Here is a 21,109-nt window from a genome sequence, read left to right as displayed (position 1 = left end):
ACCGGCAAAAGTGGCGGAGTCGACCGGCCGGATCGCCTCCGCCGGGCGGTGCCTACAGAGGCCACATCGCCGTGCCGAATGGAACGACGGCATCGGCCTGCATCATTTCAACGGCGGCTTCATGGGTTGGGGCTTCAAACCATTCGTCCAGTTGCAGTTCGGTTTCCAAGTCTTTGTCCAGTGCTTGCATAGTGAATCTCCTAGATGACTTTTACGGAAATAAGCGGCTCGATTCGGCGAATGGAAACAGGCCGGCAACGGCACCGCAGAACTTGTCGGCACGATGCCTGGGCAAGTCGCTGAAAACCTAGTCGAGGGATTTTTGGATTGCAAAAAAATAATTTTATTTTTTTTGTTTGAACTTTTTGTTCCATTTTCAGCGACGGCATTAGTCATTCAAAAACAGCCGCCTGGGTGTTTTTTTAAATAGGTAGCTACCTACCGTCAATTTGCAGTCAGCCCCCGGAAATTTCCTGCTTGGAAAGTTTGCGTTACGCACCGTAAAGGAATGCTGACGATTTTTGCCTTGTGAACGGGCCTCTATCGGCGTTTCGGATGGCTGTAAGAAAAAGCTGCCGAGGGCCCCGGTTTGACGAGTTTTCTGATACTTCGCAGCGCTTGTTTCAGGCCAAGGGGAAGGGTCAGATGCGCGCCATACCTGAAGTGCGGGGTAAGACGCTGATCCGGTGGTGTCTGGCAGCAGGAGGGCCGCAGTGTACAATGCGCGGCGTTTTACTGTGACCCTTAGCGTACCCACGCATTTTCAAGGTTATCCGCCTTGTTCACTCCGCCACGTCATAAGCGTGTCGGGTTCGATTTCGTCACAGATAAAAACAAATAGGTGACGCATGACCGTTGTAGAAAATACGCATTCGGGCGAGCTGAAGCGCAGCCTGAAAAATCGCCACATTCAACTGATCGCCCTCGGTGGCGCGATCGGCACCGGCCTGTTCCTCGGCTCGGCGGGGGTGCTGAAATCAGCCGGCCCGTCGATGATCCTTGGCTACGCCATCTGCGGCTTCATCGCCTTCATGATCATGCGCCAGTTGGGTGAAATGATCGTCGAAGAGCCGGTGGCCGGTTCCTTCAGCCACTTTGCCCATAAGTACTGGGGCGGTTTCGCCGGGTTCCTCTCGGGTTGGAACTGCTGGATTCTCTACATCCTGGTGGGCATGTCCGAACTGACTGCAGTCGGCAAGTACATCCATTACTGGGCCCCGGACATTCCGACCTGGGTCTCGGCGGCGGCATTTTTCATCCTGATCAACGCCATCAACCTGGCCAACGTCAAAGTCTTCGGCGAGGCCGAGTTCTGGTTCGCGATCATCAAGGTCGTGGCGATTGTCGGCATGATTGCCCTGGGCAGCTATTTGCTGGTCAGTGGCCATGGCGGGCCGCAGGCGTCGGTGACCAACCTGTGGTCCCACGGCGGGTTCTTCCCCAACGGTGTGAGCGGGCTGGTGATGGCCATGGCGATCATCATGTTCTCTTTCGGTGGCCTGGAAATGCTCGGTTTCACCGCCGCTGAGGCCGACAAACCGAAAACCGTGATCCCCAAGGCCATCAACCAGGTGATCTACCGGATCCTGATTTTCTACATCGGTGCGCTCGTGGTGCTGTTGTCCCTGACCCCTTGGGACAGCCTGCTGACCACGCTCAACGCTTCCGGCGATGCCTACAGCGGCAGCCCGTTCGTGCAGGTGTTCTCGATGCTGGGCAGCAACACTGCGGCGCATATCCTCAACTTCGTGGTGCTCACCGCCGCGCTGTCGGTGTACAACAGCGGCACCTATTGCAACAGCCGCATGTTGCTGGGCATGGCCGAGCAGGGCGATGCGCCCAAGGCCTTGTCCAAGATCGACAAGCGCGGCGTGCCGGTGCGTTCGATCCTCGCGTCGGCGGCTGTCACGCTGGTGGCGGTGCTGTTGAACTACCTGATCCCGCAGCATGCGCTGGAGCTGCTGATGTCGCTGGTGGTCGCGACCCTGGTGATCAACTGGGCGATGATCAGCTACTCGCACTTCAAGTTCCGCCAGCACATGAACCAGACCCGCCAGACGCCGCTGTTCAAGGCGCTGTGGTACCCGTACGGCAACTACATCTGCCTGGCGTTCGTGGTGTTCATCCTGGGCGTGATGTTGCTGATCCCCGGCATCCAGGTATCGGTCTATGCGATTCCGGTGTGGGTGGTGTTCATGTGGGTGTGCTACGTGATCAAGAACAAGCGCAGTGCCCGGCATGAACTGGCTGTAGCGGCTGCCACCAAGTAAGCAAGCCTGAAATACAACAAACCCGGCCAAGTGCCGGGTTTGTCGTTCAAGGAAGGTACAAAATCTGTGGGAACAAGGTCTGTGGAAGCAAGGCCTTGCTCCCACAGACCTCTCCACAGGCCAGGCTCTCACAAGCCTCATTCCAGCGGTTTCGAGTATCCTGTGGGTCCTGATACCGGATACTTTCCATGCTGGCGATTTCCAACACCGTGCACATCCCGGACGCCGAGATCGAGCTGACGGCCATCCGCGCCCAAGGGGCAGGGGGGCAGAACGTCAACAAGGTTTCCAGCGCCGTGCATTTGCGCTTCGACATTCCGGCCTCGTCGCTGCCCGAGTTCTACAAGGAGCGGCTGCTGGCCCTGCGCGACAGTCGCATTACCAGCGATGGTGTATTGATCATCAAGGCCCAGCAATACCGCACTCAGGAACAGAACCGGGCCGATGCCCTGGAACGCCTGACCGAGCTGATCCTCAGCGCCACCAAGGTCGAAAAGAAGCGCCGTCCGACCAAACCGACCCTGGGTTCGAAAAAGCGTCGCCTGGAATCCAAGACCAAGCGCGGCTCGATCAAGGCCGGGCGCGGCAAGGTGGACTTCTAGCTTTTCTCCCGTTCCTGGCGATGCCTCGGCGCCTGTCGGTACAGGTAGACGCTCAATGCCAACCCGCCCAGGGCCGCCAGTGCGGCGAATAGAAAGATCGAGGCAAAGCCGAAGCCCGCAGCAATCGCACCGGCCAGCGGTCCGGTGATCCCCAGCGACAAATCAATGAACAGTGAATAAGCACCCACCGCCGCCCCGCGGCTGGAGGCCGGCACCAGGTTGACCGCTTCCACGCCCAGCGCCGGAAACACCAGGGAAAAGCCGAAGCCGCTCAACGCCGCGCCCGCCAGGGCCCAGTGGGCATCCGGTGCGAGCCACAACAGCAACAGGCCCAGGGTTTCCACCGACAGGCAGGCAATCGCCACACGAAAGCCGCCCAGACGGTTGATCAGGTTGCCGAACAGCAGGCGGGCGCCGATGAAGCTGGCGCCGAACAGGCTCAGGCACAGCACGGCGTTGTCCCAGTGCTGGGTGGCGTAGTACAGGGTGATGAAGGTCGCGATGGTGCCAAACCCGATGGAACCCAGGGCCAGGCCGCAGCCGTGTGGCAGCACACGCCCCAGCACGTGCATGAACGGCAGGCGTTCGCCAGTGACGATGGGCGCGGCGGTTTTGCGCCAGGCCAATGCCAACCCCAGCAAGCCGAGCAAGATAATGCTCACGCCCATGCTCCACAGCCCTAGCGCATTGACCAGCCACACCCCCAGCGGTGCGCCAATCGCCAGCGCGCCGTAACTGGCGATACCGTTCCAGGAAATCACCTTGGCGGTATTCGCCGCGCCGACTCGGCCGATGCCCCAGCCAATCGAACCGGAGCCCACCAGGCTTTCCGCGCTACCGAGCACCAGGCGACCGATCAGCAGGCTGATCAGGCTGAACGTTGGCAGGTGGGGCGTCCAGGTAGACACCAGCATGAACACACCACTCAGCCCGCAGCCGGCGAGGCCGAACATCACCGCGCGCTTGCTTCCCAGGTTATCGATGATTCGCCCTGCATAAGGACGACTGAGCAGAGTGGCCAGGTATTGCACGCTGATCACCAACCCGGCGATCACCGCGCCGAAGCCCAGTTCGCCGTGGACGAACCCGGGCAGTACGGCCAGGGGAATGCCGATATTCAGGTAGCCGATGAATGTGAACAGGACGATGGAAACGACTTGCAGCGTGACCGCCAGGGGGCGCTGGGAATCTGACATGGGGTAAAGGTCCACGGAGCAGCAGGATAGGTAGGCTGCTTATGATAACGGCGACCGTGGGGTCAGGGCGGGGAAAAGTAAAACTATTTGCCCAATGGTGGTTCAGCTGCCGTTCTCACCGCTGACCAGGCGTGTGGTCACCAGTGCGGCGATGGCGTTTTCTTCGCTGCCAAAGCGCGCCAGCAGGGCTGCTTGTTTCTCGGCAGGAAGGCGGGTCCAGATCTCGACCATTTTTTCGGCAGTGCCGATCAGCACGCTGGCCTGGGCTTCGCTGAATGGAGGGGTGTCATCGGTCATGGAGGGCTCGGGATTCAGGCAGTGTGGAAAGCGCATCTTAGCGCTTTCCACACGGTCTGGTGGTGCGGGTCAATCAGTCTTCGCTGTCGGCCTGGCGGCGTTCAGTGGCTTCTTTAGGCTCGGGTTGCTGGGCGTCTGCTTGCCCCCCGGCTTGTAGCGTGGTCGTCTGCTCAGTGTCGTGCAGGCTTGGGAAGGGGAGATTAGGGATCTCGTGCATATCGCGCTCCTCGCAAAGTCTGTGGATAGATCTGGTAGATCCGCGCTTTTACAAAGCCTGGGCAGGATACAGCAGGAGAAATGACAAAAAGACTTTTAAATCCCGTCGGGCCGACAAAAGGGATTGTCTGGACAAGTCATGACCAATCCCTCCGTGCGGCGTCCTGGCGCAACTTTTTCAGCCCCGGCTACCGGCCGTTACCAGTGGTCGGCAAGGCTCAAGAATGCCTCTGCAAGGCCGATGGTCTGTACAAATCCTTTGGCATTCGGTTTCGACACCGGACATGGAAGTCGGGGCGTCGTTAGCTCTTTTTACCCCCACGAGATTCTTTCCATGTTTCTACAAAAATCCTTGAGAGCCCAGATCCTTGCCCTGCTCAGCGGCAGTCTGTTGGCGATGCTGCTGATCGCCCTGGCGTCCTTTCATTTCCTGTCCGAGGGTGTCCAGAATTATCGCCAGCTGATTGATGGCCCGTTGCGCGCCTCACAATTGATCGACGAGGCCAACCTGCAATTCAAGGTGCAGGTCCAGGAATGGAAAAACGTCCTGTTGCGCGGCAAGCAGCCTGCGGACCTGGATAAGTACTGGAAGCAATTCGAGGAACGCCAGCACGATGTCCAGGGCATTCTGGGGGAGTTGATCGGGCACAAGGACCTCCCAGCCCAAATCAAGGCGCGCATTGAACGCCTGCGGGACGAACACCGTCAGTTGGGTTCGGCGTACCAGAAGGGCCGGGACGCGTTTGTGGCGGCAGGTGCTGACGCGACGGCTGGTGATGCAGCCGTCAAGGGCGTCGACCGTGCTGCCAGTGAGCAGATGAGTGAGCTGGTCGCTGAGTTGCACAAGATGGGCAGCGAGCAATCGGTGTCGATCAGTACCGGGGCCGACCGGACCATTCTGCTGGGTACTGTGGTGATGCTGGTCTCAGGCCTGCTGATTGGGGTGTTCAGCCTGTGGATGGTCAACCGCAATCTGGTGCAGCCTATCCGCAACCTGATCGCATACGTGACCCAATTGAGTCACGGTCGTTTCGCCGAGCGGGTCGTCAGCAATCGCCAGGACGAACTGGGCGATCTCGCCCTGGCGGCCAATACCTTGCGCGATTTCCTCGCCGAAACCTTCACGCGCCTGCAACGCAGTGCCACGGAGCTGGACAGTGCCAGCGGTGAACTCAATGCCATCGCCAGCCTGATGAGCCAAGGCACCAGCGAACAATTCGAACGCACCGATCAGGTGGCAACGGCAATGAACGAGATGTCCGCCACCGCCCAGGAAGTTGCCCGCCATGCCGCCGATGCGGCGCGGGCTGCCGATGATGCCGATCACTCGGCGCAGCAGGGCGAGAAAGTGATGCAGGGCACTATCCACACCATCACCCAGATGCGCGGCGAGATTGCCAACACGGCCACGGTGATCCGTCGTCTGGAAACCGACAGCGGGCGCATCGGTAAAGTGCTTGAAGTGATTCGCGGGATTGCCGAGCAGACCAACCTGCTGGCCCTCAACGCTGCCATCGAAGCGGCCCGGGCGGGGGAGGCCGGACGTGGTTTCGCGGTGGTCGCCGATGAGGTTCGCAACTTGGCCCAGCGCACGGCGTCATCGATCATCGAGATCAATCAGATTATCCAGACCGTGCAGACTGGCGCAGTGGACGCGGCCCAGGCCATCGAAAGCGGGCAGTCGCGCAGTGAAGAAAGTGTCGAGCAGGTGACCCAGGCCGGCGCCATGCTGGAACGCATCACCCAGGCGGTGGAAGCGATTCGCGACATGAACCGCCAGATCGCCACCGCCGCGGAAGAGCAGACCTCCGTGGCCGAAGACATCTCGCGCAACCTCACCGAAATCACCTGCATCGCCAGCACCAACCTCGACAATGTGCAGCGCACCGAAGCGGCCAGTCGGGATTTGCATGGGTTGTCGGGGCAGTTGAATGAAGTGACGGCGCGGTTGAGTGCCTAACCCCAGTGGCGAGGGAGCGAGCTCCCTCGCCACAAAAGCTTGTGCGAACCTGAGGTGGATCAATCTCAATAATCGCGCCGCTTGCGAAATGCCCATCGGCCTGCAATCACGGTGAAGGTTGCCACCAGCGCCACCAGGATCCAGAAGCCCTCCGGATCACCGGCCAGCGGCACGCCGCCGACGTTCATGCCGAAGAAACCGGCAATGATGTTGATGGGCAATGCCAGGACCGTGACCACCGTCAGGGTGAACAGCGTGCGGTTGCTTTGTTCGTTGAGGTTGGCGGCGATCTCTTCCTGCAGCAGCTTGATCCGCTCGCCCAGGGCGGTGAGGTCGTTGATGATCAGGGCGAACTCCTCGGTGGACTTGCGCAACTCCTTGACGTCTTCCTTCTGCAGCCATTGCGGTGGGCGGTTGAGCAGGCGCAGCAACGAGCCTGGCTCCAGGGCCAGCAGGCGTTGCAGGCGTACCAGCACTCGGCGCTGGGCGCCCAACTCGGAGCGGTTGGTGGACAGTCGCGAAGAGAGCAGTTGGTCTTCGATCTGATCGACGTTGAGGCTGGTCTTGCGCACGATCTGGGTCAGCACTTCGCCTTGGTCGCGCAGCAGATGCACGAGCAGTTCCAGCGGTGAGCGAAAGCACTCGCCGGCCTTGACCGATGAGCGCAGCTTGTCGACCGAGTGCAAAGGTTGCAGCCGCGCGCTGATGATCAGCCGACTGTGCACGCAAACCCACAACGTCGATACATCCGAGGACACCAGGTTGCTGAGGTTGAACACCACATCGTTCACCACCGCCAGCAATGCCGAGTCCACATGTTCGATGCGGGTCGAGCGCGAGCCTTCGTGCAGGGCTTCGAAGAATTCCTGGGGCAAGGCCAGGTGGCTTTTCATCCAGCGCTCGCAGGCAGCGTGGGCCAGGTTCAGGTGCAGCCAGAGGAATTCGTCGGCGTCTTGCGGTTGTTGCAGGCTTTGCAGGGCCTGGGCCGAATCGATCTCCCTGCCACGCTCGCCGGGGCGGAAACGAAATCCGTAAAGCAGGCCGAACAGGTCCGGATCGCGATGGCTTTGGTCGATGCTGTGGTTCATGAGGGCTCGCTGGCGGGGAGTGCCTGTCGCGGCGACAACAGGGTCACTTGAGCGGCATCATTGCAGGGTTTTTTGAAGGTTTTGTGACAGGTGGCTGTGTCACTTGGACCGTTAGCCGTTTACATACGCACGCAAAAGAGCCGCGCAACTTGAAAGTTGCGCGGCTCTACATGGATTAAATCAGTCATCTCGGTCTTGTTTGTTTTCCAAGACCTCTCCGGTAGCGGCATTGAGTTCAACGTCAAACTCTCTGCCATCTGGGTAACGTACTTCAACTTCGTATTCATAACCGTTGAAACGCTCATCCAAGTCAGCAAGTCCGATGGTCGCTCCCGGGTGCAGCTTCTCGACGATCTGCTTAAGTTCGTCCATAGATTTGATCTTGCCTTCCTTGACCAGTTGGGGAATCTGGGTGGCCGGAACATCCTTCGCCTGGGCCAGGCCAGCGGTGAGGGTCAGGGCGGCAGCGGTAAACAGGGCAGTCAAAGTTTTCATAGGTCTTTCCTTTGTCGTTAAAGGGTGATTCGTTTAAGTGGGCTCAGATTATCTGTGGCAACTTAATTCACCCTTAATTCGGAAAACTTGCAGCGACTGCACCGATCCGGCCCTGATTCCTCAGTAACCGTTCTTCTCCAATAGTTGCGCCACACTGCCTGTTTCGGGACGCTTGAAGTACTTGAGCAACTCACTGGCCCGATTGGTGAAAATGCCATCCACGCCGGCGTTCATCACTTTCTTGAAGTCCACCGGCTCATCAACAGTGTAGACATGCACCAGCAGGCCCTGGTCATGGGTGTACTGGTTCATCCATGGCTGCACCAGGTCCGCGTAACTCTGGCTGCCGCCATGGGTCAACGCCGCGGATGGCCCAGTACCAATGGCGCCCTGGGCCTTGGCATACTGAATCCATTTTTCGAATTCAGCCTTGTCCTTGGGTTCCTGCTTGGCGTAATAGGCGGCCTTGTCCGTTTCGCCGGACTCGGCAAAAGGCACCTTGGACTTGGGCTCGATGTTGCCTTCGCCCACCCACAACAGCAGGATCTTCGGCACCTTCGGCATCTCTTTGTGCAGCAGTTCGAGACTGCTCTTTTCAAAGGTCTGCAAGACCACTTTGCCTTTGCCCTGGCCGACACCCGTGGCGCGCTTGGCCAGTTTCGACCCGGCCGGGCTCAGCCAACCGCGGTCCTGCAGTTTGTCCTTCAGGTCGCGCTCGATGCCGGGGAACAGCTTCGGCGCCTTGGTCTCGATGTACAGCCCGGGTTTTTGCTGCGGGTTGCCCTCGGCGATATTGATCACTTCATCGAGGGTCAGGATTTTCAGGCCGGCGAACGAAGGTCGCGCGCGGTCCGGGTAAGCGGTGTTGAACCAACTGCCGGCATCGAGGGTTTTGAGCTCCGCCATGGTGAATTCGTTGGCGGTGCTGTCCTTGCGCTCAGGGAATTTGACCGCGACATCCGTTGTGCGCAGCAGGCTGTCGTCATGCAGGACGAACAACACGCCGTCCTTGCTGCGTTGCAGGTCCAGTTCCAGGTAGTCGGCGCCCAGGTCGCGGGCCAGCTTGTAGGCAGCAGCGGTGGATTCCGGCGCGTCGAACGAGGCGCCGCGGTGGGCGATGACCGCCGGATGTGGAATACCCTGGAGGGCTGCCAGGGCCTTGGGGCTCGGGGCCTCGGACGCTTGGGTCTGGCCGAAGCCGAGCAACAGGCTCAGCATCAAGGCGGTGCGGGTGAAGGTAACAGGCATGCTCGAAATCCTTTCGTGGGTGTGTGCAAAAAACTATCTTTTAACAACTGAACGCTGTCGGCGCTATCGCCATACCGACATAAACCTGTGCAAAGAAGATTTTTCCCACGCATTTCCAGACCGCTTTGCAGTACCCTTGCCACATCAGTTTCCCCAGCAGAGGGAAACCTTAAATCCTGTGTCCGCTTGCCCTGCGTGTAAACCATTGATCAGACGTCCCGAGGGACGTATCCATGAGGTTTACCATGCGCACCACTTCGACATCCATCTGCCAGGCCGCCGACCAGCTCAAGGGTTTTGTCGGCCTGAACCGCAAGACTGGCCAGTACATCGTGCGGTTCAGCGAAGACGCCTTCGGCATGGACGTGGCCGACGACGGCATCATCCCCACCTGCGAATTTGTCTGGGCCCCCGTGGCGGAGGGCACCATGGCCCTCAAGCGCGAGCGCATCCAGTTGCTGCTGGACCAGCACATCGACGACCGGATCAACCTCTCCGAACCTTTACGGGTGTACATGGCCCGCAGCGACCTGCCGGAAATCGTGGCGGTGCGGCAGTTGGTGGAAGGCTGAAGCCCTCAATCTTGCGTTGAACAGAGATCCTGTGGGAGCGAGCTTGCTCGCGATAGCGGTGGATCAGCCAACATTATCGTGACTGACATACCGCCATCGCGAGCAAGCTCGCTCCCACAGGTTTTTTTCCTGGCATCAGATTGGGCGTTGGAAGGCATAGTCGCGTTCGACCTTGCACACCCTCGTATGGCAATGGGTATACCAGGTGGAGCGGCCGCGCTCACGGATCGCGCTGTGTTCGGGATGCTGCTTCCAGGCCAGGATCGCCGCTTCATCGCTCCAATAGGACACGGTAATCCCCAGACCATCTTCGCCACGCGCCGATTCGACACCGAGAAACCCCGGCTGCTCTTGAACCAAGGCCAGCATACGCTCGGCGGCTTCGGCGTAGCCTTGGTCCCCCTCGGTGCGCAGGGAGGTGAAAATCACCGCGTAGTAGTGGGCGCTCATGGTGTTGTCCTGGCGCAGGCTTCGACAAACGCGCTGACCAGCGGCGGCAAGCGCCCTTCCAATGCGGCACGTTCTGGCTGGAACAGCGTGGCGACAAAGAACGGATGATCCCGCAGCTCCACCGCTCGCAGGCCGCCGGCCGAGTCCCGGGCCACGGGGTGCAGGCGCTGCTTGAGCAAATCCTCTTCAAAGTCCGGGTTGACCCCGAAGCGACAATGGTAGCCCTCGAATACCATCAGGCGGCCATAGGCCTTGGCAATCAACGAGTCCGCCTCGAGTTGCAGGCTGTCGATGGTTTCGACCAGCGCGCAGCTCAACGGCGTCAACAGCGCCCGTTCAGCCTCGGGATCGGTTTCGCCATGGGCGGCGTCGGCCCAACCCATCACGTTACGGGCGAATTCCAGCACGGCATGTTGAAAACCACCGCAGGTGCCCAGGAAAGGGCGACGCTGTTCGCGGGCAAAACGAATCGCCTGCAAGGCGCCGGCTTCGTTTTGGTAGGGGCTGCCCGGCACGCACCAGATACCGTCGAAATCCTCCAGCACTGCGTTGTCGGCGATGAGCGGCGTTGCCAGCCATTGGACGCGGATGTCATGACCGGTTTGTCCGCCGGCCAGCTCAAGTGCGATGGGGATCGCCCGGTGAGCGGTGATATGTGGGTCGTGGTCGCCGACCAGGGCGATGTGTAAAGGACGCTGTTTTTCCATGAGAGACTCGCCGCTTGTTGATTCCTGGTCGCCACTATAAATTGGCGTTCACGCAATCAATATTGGCGTTTATCCAAGTGATCAATGCAGCAGCGCACTATCGTCTGGACTATCCCGACCTGTCCCTGATCCTCGCACTGGTCCGTGGCGGCACACTGGCCCGGGCCGCGCGGCTGCTGCAGGTGGACGTGTCCACGGTGTTTCGTTCGGTACGTCGGCTGGAGGCGGCCCTGGGCCAGCCCTTGTTCGAAAAAAGCCGTGCCGGTTACTTGCCCACGGGCCTGGCCCAGGCACTGGCCGAACAAGCCGAGCGCGCCGAACAGGCCTTGGAGGCGGCGCGGGTGGGGGTGGAGCAGGGCGGCGAGGTCATCAGCGGGACGGTACGCCTGACGTGCAGCGACTCGGTCCTGCAAGCGTTGCTGCTACCTGCGCTGGCGCGCTTCATGCCCGCTTATCCGGCGTTGACCCTTGAGCTGAGCACCTCGAACGACTTCGCCAACCTGAGCCGCCGCGATGCCGATATTGCGTTACGCCTGACCCGTACGCCGCCGGAACACCTGGTCGGTCGAAATCTGGGCAATGTGGCTTACCGGGTATGCGCCAGCGCCACCTACCTGCGCTCGGCGAATACGGATGACCTGGCTTCCATGACTTGGATCGCGCCGGACGATTTTCTCCCGGATCACCCCACCGTGGCCTGGCGCCGCCAGCATCTACCCGGCGTGGTGCCCGCCTATCGCTGCAACAGCATGCTCTCGGTCACCGAACTGGTGCGAACCGGCTTGGGTGTGGCGGCGCTGCCGGACTTTCTGATCGATGAACACCAGGGGCTGATGCCCCTTGGGGAACCGCTGGAGGGGTATGACACAGCCCTGTGGCTCCTGACCCGCCCCGACTGCCGGGCCTTGCGCTCGGTGGTGACCTTGTTCGATGAGCTGGGGCGCAATCTGCGCTGGCGCTGACTTTTAACGGGTAGGGTGTGCATGACGCAATGGATGACGGTTCCCCAACGGTTATAGTGCCTTGAGCACCAGCCCTTGGCAGAGAACATCACGATGACGAAGTCTTCCCAACCCACTCCCGCCGCACCCGTTGACCACTTGCGCTTTCATCGCCCTCACGCGCATCTGGCGCCGACCTTTGGCAATGACCGCTTTGCGCTGAGAGCGGAGGCGTTCGCGCGTTTTTTCGGGACGCCGATGTTCCTCGGGGCGCAAACCCTGATCGTGCTGATATGGGTCAGCCTGAACCTGGTGGGGGTCTTTCATTTTGATGCCTACCCGTTCATTTTGCTGAACCTGGCGTTCAGCCTGCAGTCGGCCTATGCCGCGCCGCTGATTTTGCTGGCGCAAACCCGCCAGGCCGCTCGGGACAAAGCCCAGGCGGAAGCCGACGCTCAGCATCGTGAAGCCTTGGCCATCGCCAACAGCGAGCGCCAAGCCCAGGCCGCGCAGAATACGGCGCAGTTGCTTGAGTTGTTGGAGCAGAACACCCGCCTGACGGAAATGACCAAGGCATTGACCGAGCGTATCGACAACTTGACCACTGAAATGCACCAGAAGGTCGTGCACAACCCATCGGTGCAGTAGCCCTACATTCCAGGACTTTCTGATCAAGCCTGGTAACGGCTCAGGAACATGTCGAGGGCCGATTCGATCACCTGGGCCTGCTCATCCTGGGTCAGGCTGGGTTGCCCCATCGAAACCTGCGGCCAGAAGGCGAACGTCTTGAGCAGCCCATGCATTTGCTGGGCGGCAAATGCCGGCTCCGCGGGTTTCAACCGACCATCGGCCTGGGCTTGGCGAATCCAGGCCGTCAGGCCTTCTTCACGCTGGCCCATGCGCGAAACCATGTCCTGGGCACGCTCCGGGGAATGAATGGTTGCGGCGATGGCGATGCGTGCCAGGTCGAGGAAGTTCTCGTCCGCCAGCATATGCAGTTTGGCTTGCAGCAACGTTTGAAGCTGTTCCCGTAGCGGCTTTTGCGGGCTGTAGGGCATGTCCTGTTCTGCGGTAATGCTGTTCCATAACCGATTCAGAATTTCGGCAAACAATTCTTCCTTGCTCGGAAAATGGTTATACACCGTGCGCTTCGATACGCCGGCAGTCGCCGCGATCTTGTCCATGCTGGTGATCTCGAAACCGCTGCTACGGAATTCAGCAATCGCGGCCTGGAGGATGGCTTCGCGTTTTCGCTCGGTAAGGCGCTGCGGTACGGTCATGGGCAATTCGTCGGTTGAGATGAGAGAGCTTACACTCGGCAGTTTACTTGCTCCCGGGATTCATGCAATCTAGAAACTACACCGAGTGGTGTAGTTTCTAGAGTCAAGCGGCTGAGCGTGCATGCAACGGCCATCCAGCGTCCCACAACGGCGAAGCGCAATTGCGCCGACGCCCTTGGAGTTATCGCACCATGACCATTCCCTCTCTTTCGACCGACAATCCGTCCGCCCATGACGCATCCCGGCATGAACAGGGCAAGTATCGCAATCATGCCTTCACGCCTCGGGAAGGTTTTGGCACCACCCTGCGCATCATCTGGAACCTGATCTTCCACAAGCCGCGCACCACTCGGCCTTCGGGCGCCATCGAGGTTCAAGCGCTGACGCGCGCTGCGCTGCTGGCGGCGCCGAACACCAGCGTCTTCCGCCTGGGCCATTCCACCCTATTGCTCAAGCTGCGGGATAAATTCTGGCTGACAGACCCGGTGTTCTCCGAGCGTGCCTCACCTGTGCAATGGGCCGGCCCTAAGCGTTTTCATCAGCCGCCCATCAGCCTGGAAGAATTGCCGCCGATCGAAGCGGTGATTCTTTCCCACGACCATTACGACCACCTCGATCATCAGGCCATCCTCCAGCTGGCGGCCAAGACTCGCCACTTCCTGGCGCCCCTTGGCGTGGGCGACACCCTGATCAAATGGGGGGTCGACGCCAGCAAGGTGCGTCAGCTGGACTGGTGGCAAGGTACCGAGGTGGACGGTATCGAATTCGTTGCCACGCCCTCCCAGCACTTTTCCGGGCGAGGCCTGTTCGACAGCAACAGCACCTTGTGGGCCTCGTGGGTGATGATCGACGACGCCACGCGAATCTTCTTCAGCGGCGACACCGGCTACTTCGAGGGTTTCAAACGCATCGGCGAGCGATATGGTCCCTTTGACCTGACGCTGATGGAAACCGGCGCCTATAACGTCGATTGGCCCCACGTCCACATGCAGCCGGAGCAGACCCTGCAGGCTCATATAGATCTCAAGGGCCGTTGGCTGCTGCCGATCCACAACGGTACGTTCGACCTGGCGATGCATGCCTGGTATGAACCCTTCGATCGCATCCTGGCCCTGGCCTGGGAGCGCAGTGTTTACATTGCCACGCCGCAAATGGGCGAAGCATTCACCCTGACGCATCCGCAACGTGGCCGCGCCTGGTGGCTGGACGTGGAGCCCTCGGCGTACCAGGACCAGGCCGGTATCGCATAGCACTCACAGGATTGGCGTTATTCAATCATTGCGTAATCGGAGCGCCCCATCGGGTCCGGCGTCGCACCCTTGATGTTCATGCCGCGCCCCGGTGCGAAGCCGGGGAAGAACACCAGGCCCTCGGCCTCCAGGCGAAAGGCCAGGGCCAGGCGAGTCACATCGAGCAACTCGCCACCGGCCTCGAAGCGGCGGATGGCCTGGACCGAGACGCCGGATTGGCGGGACAGTTCCTCGACACTCCAGCCCAGCATGACTCGCGCCTGTGCACTGTGAGCAGGGGTGAATTGATAGACAGCGATGCGTTCCAGGGTGGTTTTGATTGCGAGAGAGGCCATGGGGGGCTCCAAAGCTGTGGGATTAAAAAATACTGTGTTTTTGTACAGTTGTTTTGAATCCCGATCAATCTCATTTTTTTGATCAATGACCGGCGGTCTTCTCCAGCCAGGCGCTCGGGGCGTGACCCAGTACGCGACGAAACATCGTGGAGAATGCCGCAGGGCTGTCGTAGCCCAGGCCCAGGGCGATTCGGGTCACTGAATTGCCTACGGCCAATCGGGACAATGCCGACATCACGCAGGCTTGTTGTCGCCATTGGCTGAAACTTAACCCAGTTTGCTGGCTGAACAGGCGGTTGAACGAGCGCAGGCTGATATGCAATTGCGCCGCCCATTGCGCGGGCGAGACGTGGGCGTCCGGGCGTTTCAGAAATGCCTGGCACAGGCCCAGCAGGCGCGGGTCTTGAGGCAGTGGAAGGTGCAGTGGCAGATGGGCGCTGCGCAGCAGTTCGTGCAGCAGCAGATCGATCAGTGCACCATCGCGTCCAGCCTCATCGTAATCCGGCGCAAGCTCCACGGCTTCCATCAGCAACTGGCGCATCAGCGGCGACACGCTGATGACCTGGCAACGGGCGTCCATGGCCGTTACCGCAGCCGGTTCGATATACAAACTTCGCGTGCTGACGCCCAGCATCAGCACCTCATGGGCAACCCCGGGCGGGATCCACACCGCCCGTTGCGGCGGCACCACCCAGTTGCCGTCTGCCGTGCTGACCTGCATGACTCCGGTGGCGCCGTAGAGCAACTGCGCGCGCCGATGGGTATGGCGCGGCAACCGATGACCGTCGGGGTAATCCGTGCCGATAGCCACTACTGGCCGTGGCGTGTCCTCCAGCAGGTCAATCGAAACATTGCGCATCGAGCGGTATCCAACGATTGGCGTAAACGCAAACATTATTGGCTTACTTGCTGAAGCAGGCCAAGCCCCATCGCTCTATCGTCGGCCTCTCTCAATTAACGGAAGCTGCGCGATGTCCTACCTCTTGTTGGCACTCTTCGGCTGCATGACTGGCGTCACCGCTGTGTTGTTCGGCTTCGGCGGCGGATTCGTCGTGGTGCCCTTGCTATACCGCATGCTCACCGCCAGCCACGGCGCTGACGACCCTATCGGCCAATCGGCGATGCACATCGCCGTGGCCACCTCGACCTGCGTGATGATCGTCAACGCGCTGATCGCCACCGCCAAGCATCACCGCGCCGGTAACCTCATTCGCCACTACGTGTGGCCGTTGGGCGGCTTCATCGGCCTGGGCGCTATCGTTGGCGCCGTTGCCGCGATGTGGGCGAGTAGCGAAGTCATTCGCTATGCCTTCATCGCTTATCTGGGTGTAACCATTCTGGACTGCTTGTTCAGACGCGGTTTTCTGACACGGGCTGACGCTGTAATCCCACGGCGATTGGGTAGGGCGGAGGTCTCGGCAGGCGGTATCAGCATCGGCGTTATCGCTACTTTTCTGGGCGTGGGTGGCAGTGTCATGACCGTGCCGTTATTGCGTCGTTGCGGGCTGAACATGTCGCGCGCGACGTCCATGGCTAACCCGCTGAGTTTGCCGGTTGCGGTGGCCGGGACGCTGACTTACATGGCCACGGCCGGGTTTACCGAGTTTGATTTGGGGCCGTGGTTTGTTGGGTATGTGGATTTGCAGGCGTTTGCGGTTTTGACACTGGGCTCGTTAGTGGGGATTCGATTAGCTACGCCATGGATCGGGCGGATACCGGATCGATTTCACGCCGGGGTTTATATCGGATTGTTGATCGTCGTGATGTTGGGCATATCGGTGCAGTAAGTTGCTGCATGGCATTGCTCAAAATTTTGTGGGAGAGGGTGGCATATCGATTCTATGAGGCTGATTCGTCATACTTCGCTCCACTCATTTCGTGAGCTGACGCTCGCTTTTTCCAGGAAGATTCCATGTTCAAAGGACTGCTGCTCCTCGCATCCAGCGCCGTGTGCCTGATCGCGTTCTGTTCGACAGCCAGTGCCGATGGTGGTAGTGGCGTCTTTACCGGCACCTTGGGCAAGATGCCGATTGTGCTGGGACTCAACACTGCTCAAGAGGACGAGGTCATCGGTCGTTATTTCTATGAGAAATACCATCGTGACTTGGGATTGAGCGGCTCGCTGCAAGGAAAGACCCTGACGCTGGTCGAGGGCGGTACCCGTTACGACGACGGCCAATCGCTGCCAACCCTGACGCTGCAAAAAACGGCCAACGGCTGGCAGGGTGAATGGAAAAGTCTCAAGGGCAAAGTTCTGCCCGTGCAGTTGACCGAAGCCACGCTCCCTGCACCCGGAGCTGATCTTCCCCCCGTTATCGCCGAGCTGCGAAAAAGTGACCCTTATGAGTATCTCCGTCTGCTGGGCTTGAAACTCAAACCGGGCAAGAAAGAATCTTTCATGGGCCATGACTTGCAATGGTGGACGGAGCCACAATCCGGTATTTCCATGTTCAGCGTCGAGTCCGGCTACTCGAAAGACGAACTACAACGGGTCAATCGGCAATTGTTGGGGCGGCTCTGGACCGAAGTCATCAGCTACCACGGCTGTCTGTTGCAGGGCGCGGATAATGCCGAGTTCGACCAAGGTGTCGCGCCCAAATTCCTATCGCCCGATGTGATCAGCCTGAACATTTCCACAAGTTACTACTGCGGCGGCGTGCATCCGGATTTTGGCAATTCGCCGCTCAATCTCGATGCTCACACCGGCCACAGTTTGTCGCTGGAAGATGTGCTCTGGGTTGGCACAGGCAAGCCACCGCTGTACGCCGGCCACAACGATGCGGGTGATGCTCCGTTGACCGATGGAGAGAGCCAGGCGCGATACACTTACCAACGCGAGGTATTCGCGCCATGGCTGATCAAGCAACTCACCACGCTGTACCCCGACGAGATGCTGAAACCAACGGATGAAGACAGCTGCGACTACACCGATGAAGGCGTCTGGGGATATTCCAATTGGTACTTCACCGAAAAAGGTTTGTACTTGGGACCGTTCTTCGTCCGCGCGCAACGCGTTTGTGATGACCCCGGCTGGTCGGTGCTGCCGTACGCAGTCGTAAAACAACACCCCGGTGCGGTCAAACTTCAATTGCCCGGGACTGGTGACTAACCCTCAGCCAACCCGGGCGCTTTCCGAATAACGAAGTGATCCAGGTTCTCGATATTGGCACTGAACACCCCGAACGTCTGTTCGGGGTTCTTCTTGCTCGGTACCTGTTTCAACTCCGGCGTCACGCCATAAAAGAAGCAATACAACGGAGCGTCACTGTCGACGGCATGCTTGATCTCTTCCAGGAACGCTTTGCGCTTGCGGTAGTTATCGATCAGCTTCTTGCTCAGGTAAACGTTGACCGAGTAAGGCTTCTTCTTCGCCTCGTCCGGTTGCTTGAACCAGACCTTTGCTTCGAAATCGATGCGAAAGCTTTGTGTGTAATCCTTGATCTCCTTGATCTTGCCCCAGTAAATCAAGCCCTTGTTGTCCTGCAAATACTCGATTTTCTTGAAGAACGATCCATAGGGCGCCGTGTGCTCGCCAATCTTCAACAGCTTGCGCTTGAGCAGGTCCTTGTCCGCGAAGTTCGACACAAAACACTCCACCGGGTGGGCAAAGACACTGGTCTTGTCGGGTGTCGAATCCTGGGCGCAATGAACGTCATCACCGTGGGACGATAGGGTGGGCGACGTAGGCCGAGTCGCTGCTTCAACGTCCTTCGACGGATCGGACGGCTTGCGTACGTACTGACGCCGAGTCAGCAACAGCTCCGACGGGAAATGCTCCTCACGGTCGTCATCCGTTTGTGCCTCAACACTCTCCGCACCCAACCCCGGCGTTTTCGGACTGACGTAAGGACAGCCCTCGATATGCTGGGTAGTCGGTTGATTCTTGAAATGTGGCGTGCGGATGTAATTGATGTTCTTGGCGTTGAACGTCGTCAGCCGATTGTCCTCATCAAACGCCGCCCGACAGGCATCGTTGGGGCACTGAAAGCGCTCCTTGGCCGAATCGAAGGCCATGGTCTCGTCGAAATTCAGATCCCGAACGTCATAGATCGAAAGCTTGGCATCGAGGCTGAGGCAGTAGGCGGTATCGAATTTCATCGGGGCTCGGGTCCATGAGAGGAAGTGTATTAATACCGAAGGACGCGGCGGGCTGCACCCAAAGTTTCAACACACCACAAACCCCCTGTGGGAGCGAGCTTGCTCGCGATTCCCAAACCCAACCCAACCATCAAGCCTGCCACCCACCTGCGCCCTGACACCAACCTGTGGCGAGGGAGCTTGCTCCCGCTGGGCTGCGAAGCGGCCCCCGTTCCGCAGTATCAGGCTCAGGGTAATCGGTATCATAATGCCGATTAATCGCTAGGTTCTGCAGATAATCGGAATTATATTGCTGATATAGGGGCTTTGAGCGAGACTAACCAGCATCATAGTTCCGGTTGAGGTGAAAATGTCAGAGCATCTCACTATCCAGACTTACGTTGAAGGCCATTGGCGCGACGCTGTGGTCCTCACTGTGTCGAACGCCCAGAAGGTTGATGAGTCGCGATGCAGCGTATCTTATGACCAACATTACTTGGTCCATTTCATCCATAAGCTGGAGACCCCATTCGAACCCGCCATCAGCGTAAACCTTCCGCTGAGTTGGAACCCTGTCGATAGCAAAGGTTATCCCCCATTTGTCTACGACATCATACCGGCCGGTGCTGCTCGTAAATCTCTGCAAAAGCGATTCGGTGGGGAAAAGCCTGATGGCATGGACATGGGCTTTTTCCTCCTGAGTCGCTGCACACCTTCACCCATTGGGCACTTGCGCGTGAAGGAATCTTTCGAGCATATCGACCAGACTCGCAAGGAGGCCTTTGCACGCAAAGAAATCGTAGACAGAACAAATGACTTCCTCGAATACGCCTATGAATCTGGCGCTGCGCTGGGCGGTGCTACGGGCGCTCAGGGGGAAGCTCCGAAGCTGATTATGGTTGAGGATGGGGATGGCGCGCTTTATGCCGATGCGATGCTTTCTGACGAACTTGCGCGTCGTCATTGGTTGGTGAAGTTTGCTCGCAACCAAGCGACTGAGCGCGACAAGAACATCCTACGGGCCGAGTACCACTATTACAAAGCGATCTCCCAACTCGGTTTGAACACGATATCCACAAATGAACTCGTGCTTGAGGAGGCAGATAAGCCAAGCCTGTGGATGCCTCGCTTTGATCGGCGAGTCGCCGACGGCGTCGTGGAAAGGATTCCGGTCGAGTCGATTTATTCTGTGTGTGAGAACACTGAGCCTGGTTCGAGAATGAATCATGAGGATGTGCTCAGCCGCCTGATCCATCTGTGGCGTACAAATGGGCAGGAAGGTGAGCTTGAGGAATTGGTATTCGAGTACCTGCGTCGTGACCTGCTCAACCGTATCCTCGGAAACTCGGACAACCATGGACGCAATACGGCCATTTTCAGATATCGGGAAAAATTCGAGCTGGCGCCGATCTACGACCTTGCACCGATGGTGCTCGATCCTGAAGGCGTTACTCGGGCAACCAAATGGCAGCCCGAGCACATGGGAAATCCAGACTGGAAAGTGATCTGCAGTAACTTCCAGGACTTGGTCAGCCCTGACGTGCTTTTCGAGCGCTTGCTTGGAGCCGCCGAGGCATTCAGAGCTTTACCGGATCTGCTGGTCGATCTTCCAGAGGAAGTGAGGCGCGCTCAGTCTATTCCGCTGAACAATTTGGATAAGCGCCTGGTTGAATGGGGGCTACGATGAAAGAGAACACCAACGAACGGCGCAGGGAGCTCATTGACGACATCGTCATGCAGCATGTGACGGGGATCGAAACCCTGGGAACCGCTATTCGCCGGCTACGGCTTGAGGTGACCGGCCTGGATCAGGAAACCTTTGCGGTCATGTGCAACATGTCGACCAAGGCCCTATACCAAATCGAGAAGGACAAGGGTAATCCAACCATTAGCACCATCGACGAAATTCTCAGGAAATTCGGGCTTCGCCTGGGGCTGACCCTGGCTGCCACAACCCTTTACACCCCGCCGCTCAGGCAGCCAAATCTGGTTTCCAAAATGCCCGTTCGCGGTGCCAATCCAAAACGCAAAAACGGAGGACCGCTCCGTAGTGTTATTGCGAAGAGTAAGAATAGCGACATGGGGCGGACTGAATAAGCGATGAGGCAAAATCCTCAAGACAGAG

At 58.9% G+C, this 21,109-nt stretch carries 24 protein-coding genes; 11 read left to right on the top strand and 13 right to left on the bottom strand.

The window, feature by feature from the left end; all coding sequences use genetic code 11:
• Window positions 1-52 precede the first annotated feature (52 nt).
• Window positions 53-190, bottom strand: a complete 138-nt coding sequence (locus tag KGA89_RS23835) for a hypothetical protein (RefSeq protein ID WP_003178782.1) — start codon at window positions 188-190, stop codon at window positions 53-55.
• A gap of 658 nt (window positions 191-848) precedes the next feature.
• Here KGA89_RS23835 and KGA89_RS23830 point away from each other — a divergent pair.
• A complete protein-coding gene (locus KGA89_RS23830) occupies window positions 849-2,270 on the top strand; it encodes an amino acid permease (RefSeq protein WP_223472683.1) in 1,422 nt (473 codons plus the stop codon).
• Between the two features lie 188 nt (window positions 2,271-2,458).
• On the top strand, window positions 2,459-2,872 hold the full coding sequence (gene arfB, locus KGA89_RS23825) for an alternative ribosome rescue aminoacyl-tRNA hydrolase ArfB (RefSeq protein ID WP_013694088.1): 414 nt from the start codon (window positions 2,459-2,461) through the stop codon (window positions 2,870-2,872).
• Here arfB and KGA89_RS23820 read toward each other — a convergent pair.
• From KGA89_RS23820 to KGA89_RS23810, 3 genes are all read right to left on the bottom strand, one after another.
• Window positions 2,869-4,068, bottom strand: a complete 1,200-nt coding sequence (locus tag KGA89_RS23820) for an MFS transporter (protein WP_053163158.1) — start codon at window positions 4,066-4,068, stop codon at window positions 2,869-2,871. The genes arfB and KGA89_RS23820 overlap by 4 nt on opposite strands.
• Window positions 4,069-4,170: 102 nt before the next feature.
• A complete protein-coding gene (locus tag KGA89_RS23815; protein ID WP_003204855.1) occupies window positions 4,171-4,401 on the bottom strand; it encodes a hypothetical protein in 231 nt (76 codons plus the stop codon).
• A gap of 37 nt (window positions 4,402-4,438) precedes the next feature.
• Complete coding sequence (locus KGA89_RS23810) at window positions 4,439-4,582, bottom strand: hypothetical protein (protein WP_003204853.1); 144 nt, start codon at window positions 4,580-4,582, stop codon at window positions 4,439-4,441.
• A 333-nt stretch (window positions 4,583-4,915) separates the two neighbouring features.
• Here KGA89_RS23810 and KGA89_RS23805 point away from each other — a divergent pair, with 333 nt between their 5' ends.
• Window positions 4,916-6,541, top strand: a complete 1,626-nt coding sequence (locus tag KGA89_RS23805) for a methyl-accepting chemotaxis protein (RefSeq protein WP_013694087.1) — start codon at window positions 4,916-4,918, stop codon at window positions 6,539-6,541.
• Between the two features lie 65 nt (window positions 6,542-6,606).
• Here the strand turns inward: KGA89_RS23805 and KGA89_RS23800 are convergent, their stop codons facing one another.
• The 3 genes from KGA89_RS23800 to KGA89_RS23790 all read right to left on the bottom strand — a co-directional run bounded on the left by KGA89_RS23800 (window position 6,607) and on the right by KGA89_RS23790 (window position 9,372).
• On the bottom strand, window positions 6,607-7,629 hold the full coding sequence (locus tag KGA89_RS23800) for a transporter (RefSeq protein WP_003204846.1): 1,023 nt from the start codon (window positions 7,627-7,629) through the stop codon (window positions 6,607-6,609).
• Between the two features lie 180 nt (window positions 7,630-7,809).
• The gene (locus tag KGA89_RS23795; RefSeq protein ID WP_013694086.1) at window positions 7,810-8,124 is read right to left on the bottom strand and encodes a PepSY domain-containing protein; all 315 of its coding nucleotides are present in this window, start codon (window positions 8,122-8,124) and stop codon (window positions 7,810-7,812) included.
• 120 nt (window positions 8,125-8,244) lie between these two features.
• Window positions 8,245-9,372 (bottom strand): glycerophosphodiester phosphodiesterase, encoded by a 1,128-nt coding sequence (locus KGA89_RS23790; RefSeq protein WP_223472682.1) that lies wholly within the window; start codon window positions 9,370-9,372, stop codon window positions 8,245-8,247.
• Window positions 9,373-9,617: 245 nt separating this feature from the next.
• On the opposite strand from KGA89_RS23790, the gene KGA89_RS23785 reads away from it, so the two are divergent.
• Window positions 9,618-9,944 (top strand): DUF2025 family protein, encoded by a 327-nt coding sequence (locus KGA89_RS23785; RefSeq protein ID WP_223472681.1) that lies wholly within the window; start codon window positions 9,618-9,620, stop codon window positions 9,942-9,944.
• Between the two features lie 135 nt (window positions 9,945-10,079).
• Here KGA89_RS23785 and KGA89_RS23780 read toward each other — a convergent pair whose 3' ends face one another.
• Window positions 10,080-10,394, bottom strand: coding sequence for an antibiotic biosynthesis monooxygenase family protein (locus KGA89_RS23780; RefSeq protein ID WP_223472680.1), 315 nt, complete (start codon window positions 10,392-10,394; stop codon window positions 10,080-10,082).
• Window positions 10,391-11,101 carry a CTP synthase gene (locus KGA89_RS23775; protein ID WP_223472679.1) on the bottom strand — a complete coding sequence of 237 codons (711 nt, stop codon included), beginning with the start codon at window positions 11,099-11,101 and terminating at the stop codon, window positions 10,391-10,393. The genes KGA89_RS23780 and KGA89_RS23775 overlap by 4 nt, the downstream gene beginning before the upstream one ends.
• 14 nt (window positions 11,102-11,115) lie before the next feature.
• Between KGA89_RS23775 and KGA89_RS23770 the strand changes: the two genes are divergently transcribed.
• Window positions 11,116-12,063: a LysR family transcriptional regulator gene (locus KGA89_RS23770; protein ID WP_027912232.1), complete on the top strand. Its 948-nt coding sequence runs from the start codon at window positions 11,116-11,118 to the stop codon at window positions 12,061-12,063.
• A gap of 93 nt (window positions 12,064-12,156) precedes the next feature.
• The gene (locus tag KGA89_RS23765; RefSeq protein ID WP_003204831.1) at window positions 12,157-12,690 is read left to right on the top strand and encodes a DUF1003 domain-containing protein; all 534 of its coding nucleotides are present in this window, start codon (window positions 12,157-12,159) and stop codon (window positions 12,688-12,690) included.
• Window positions 12,691-12,713: 23 nt separating this feature from the next.
• Here the strand turns inward: KGA89_RS23765 and KGA89_RS23760 are convergent, their stop codons facing one another.
• Window positions 12,714-13,322 carry a TetR/AcrR family transcriptional regulator gene (locus KGA89_RS23760; protein WP_003204829.1) on the bottom strand — a complete coding sequence of 203 codons (609 nt, stop codon included), beginning with the start codon at window positions 13,320-13,322 and terminating at the stop codon, window positions 12,714-12,716.
• Between the two features lie 191 nt (window positions 13,323-13,513).
• Here KGA89_RS23760 and KGA89_RS23755 point away from each other — a divergent pair, with 191 nt between their 5' ends.
• Entirely contained in the window at window positions 13,514-14,572 is a 1,059-nt protein-coding gene (locus KGA89_RS23755; RefSeq protein WP_038856745.1) for an MBL fold metallo-hydrolase, read from the top strand.
• A 17-nt stretch (window positions 14,573-14,589) separates the two neighbouring features.
• Here the strand turns inward: KGA89_RS23755 and KGA89_RS23750 are convergent, their stop codons facing one another.
• Together KGA89_RS23750 and KGA89_RS23745 are read right to left on the bottom strand one after the other, a co-directional pair.
• A complete protein-coding gene (locus tag KGA89_RS23750; protein WP_028237368.1) occupies window positions 14,590-14,907 on the bottom strand; it encodes a helix-turn-helix domain-containing protein in 318 nt (105 codons plus the stop codon).
• An 82-nt stretch (window positions 14,908-14,989) separates the two neighbouring features.
• Entirely contained in the window at window positions 14,990-15,766 is a 777-nt protein-coding gene (locus KGA89_RS23745; RefSeq protein ID WP_223472678.1) for an AraC family transcriptional regulator, read from the bottom strand.
• Window positions 15,767-15,878: 112 nt separating this feature from the next.
• Here KGA89_RS23745 and KGA89_RS23740 point away from each other — a divergent pair, with 112 nt between their 5' ends.
• Window positions 15,879-16,694 carry a sulfite exporter TauE/SafE family protein gene (locus tag KGA89_RS23740; protein ID WP_223472677.1) on the top strand — a complete coding sequence of 272 codons (816 nt, stop codon included), beginning with the start codon at window positions 15,879-15,881 and terminating at the stop codon, window positions 16,692-16,694.
• A 125-nt stretch (window positions 16,695-16,819) separates the two neighbouring features.
• Window positions 16,820-18,016: an RsiV family protein gene (locus KGA89_RS23735; RefSeq protein ID WP_223472676.1), complete on the top strand. Its 1,197-nt coding sequence runs from the start codon at window positions 16,820-16,822 to the stop codon at window positions 18,014-18,016.
• Here the strand turns inward: KGA89_RS23735 and KGA89_RS23730 are convergent.
• Window positions 18,013-19,005 carry a hypothetical protein gene (locus tag KGA89_RS23730; RefSeq protein ID WP_223472675.1) on the bottom strand — a complete coding sequence of 331 codons (993 nt, stop codon included), beginning with the start codon at window positions 19,003-19,005 and terminating at the stop codon, window positions 18,013-18,015. The genes KGA89_RS23735 and KGA89_RS23730 overlap by 4 nt on opposite strands.
• Before the next feature lie 349 nt (window positions 19,006-19,354).
• Here KGA89_RS23730 and KGA89_RS23725 point away from each other — a divergent pair, with 349 nt between their 5' ends.
• Together KGA89_RS23725 and KGA89_RS23720 are read left to right on the top strand one after the other, a co-directional pair.
• Window positions 19,355-20,671, top strand: coding sequence for a type II toxin-antitoxin system HipA family toxin (locus KGA89_RS23725; RefSeq protein ID WP_223472674.1), 1,317 nt, complete (start codon window positions 19,355-19,357; stop codon window positions 20,669-20,671).
• Entirely contained in the window at window positions 20,668-21,081 is a 414-nt protein-coding gene (locus KGA89_RS23720; protein ID WP_223472673.1) for a helix-turn-helix domain-containing protein, read from the top strand. Before KGA89_RS23725 ends, KGA89_RS23720 begins: the two co-directional genes overlap by 4 nt.
• Window positions 21,082-21,109: the final 28 nt, after the last annotated feature.

The organism is Pseudomonas sp. A-RE-22 (genome assembly GCF_019956035.1).
Taxonomy (GTDB): Bacteria; Pseudomonadota; Gammaproteobacteria; order Pseudomonadales; family Pseudomonadaceae; genus Aquipseudomonas; species Aquipseudomonas brassicacearum.
The sequence above is the reverse complement of the archived record's forward strand: the minus strand, read 5'-3'. Positions and strand labels throughout refer to the sequence as shown.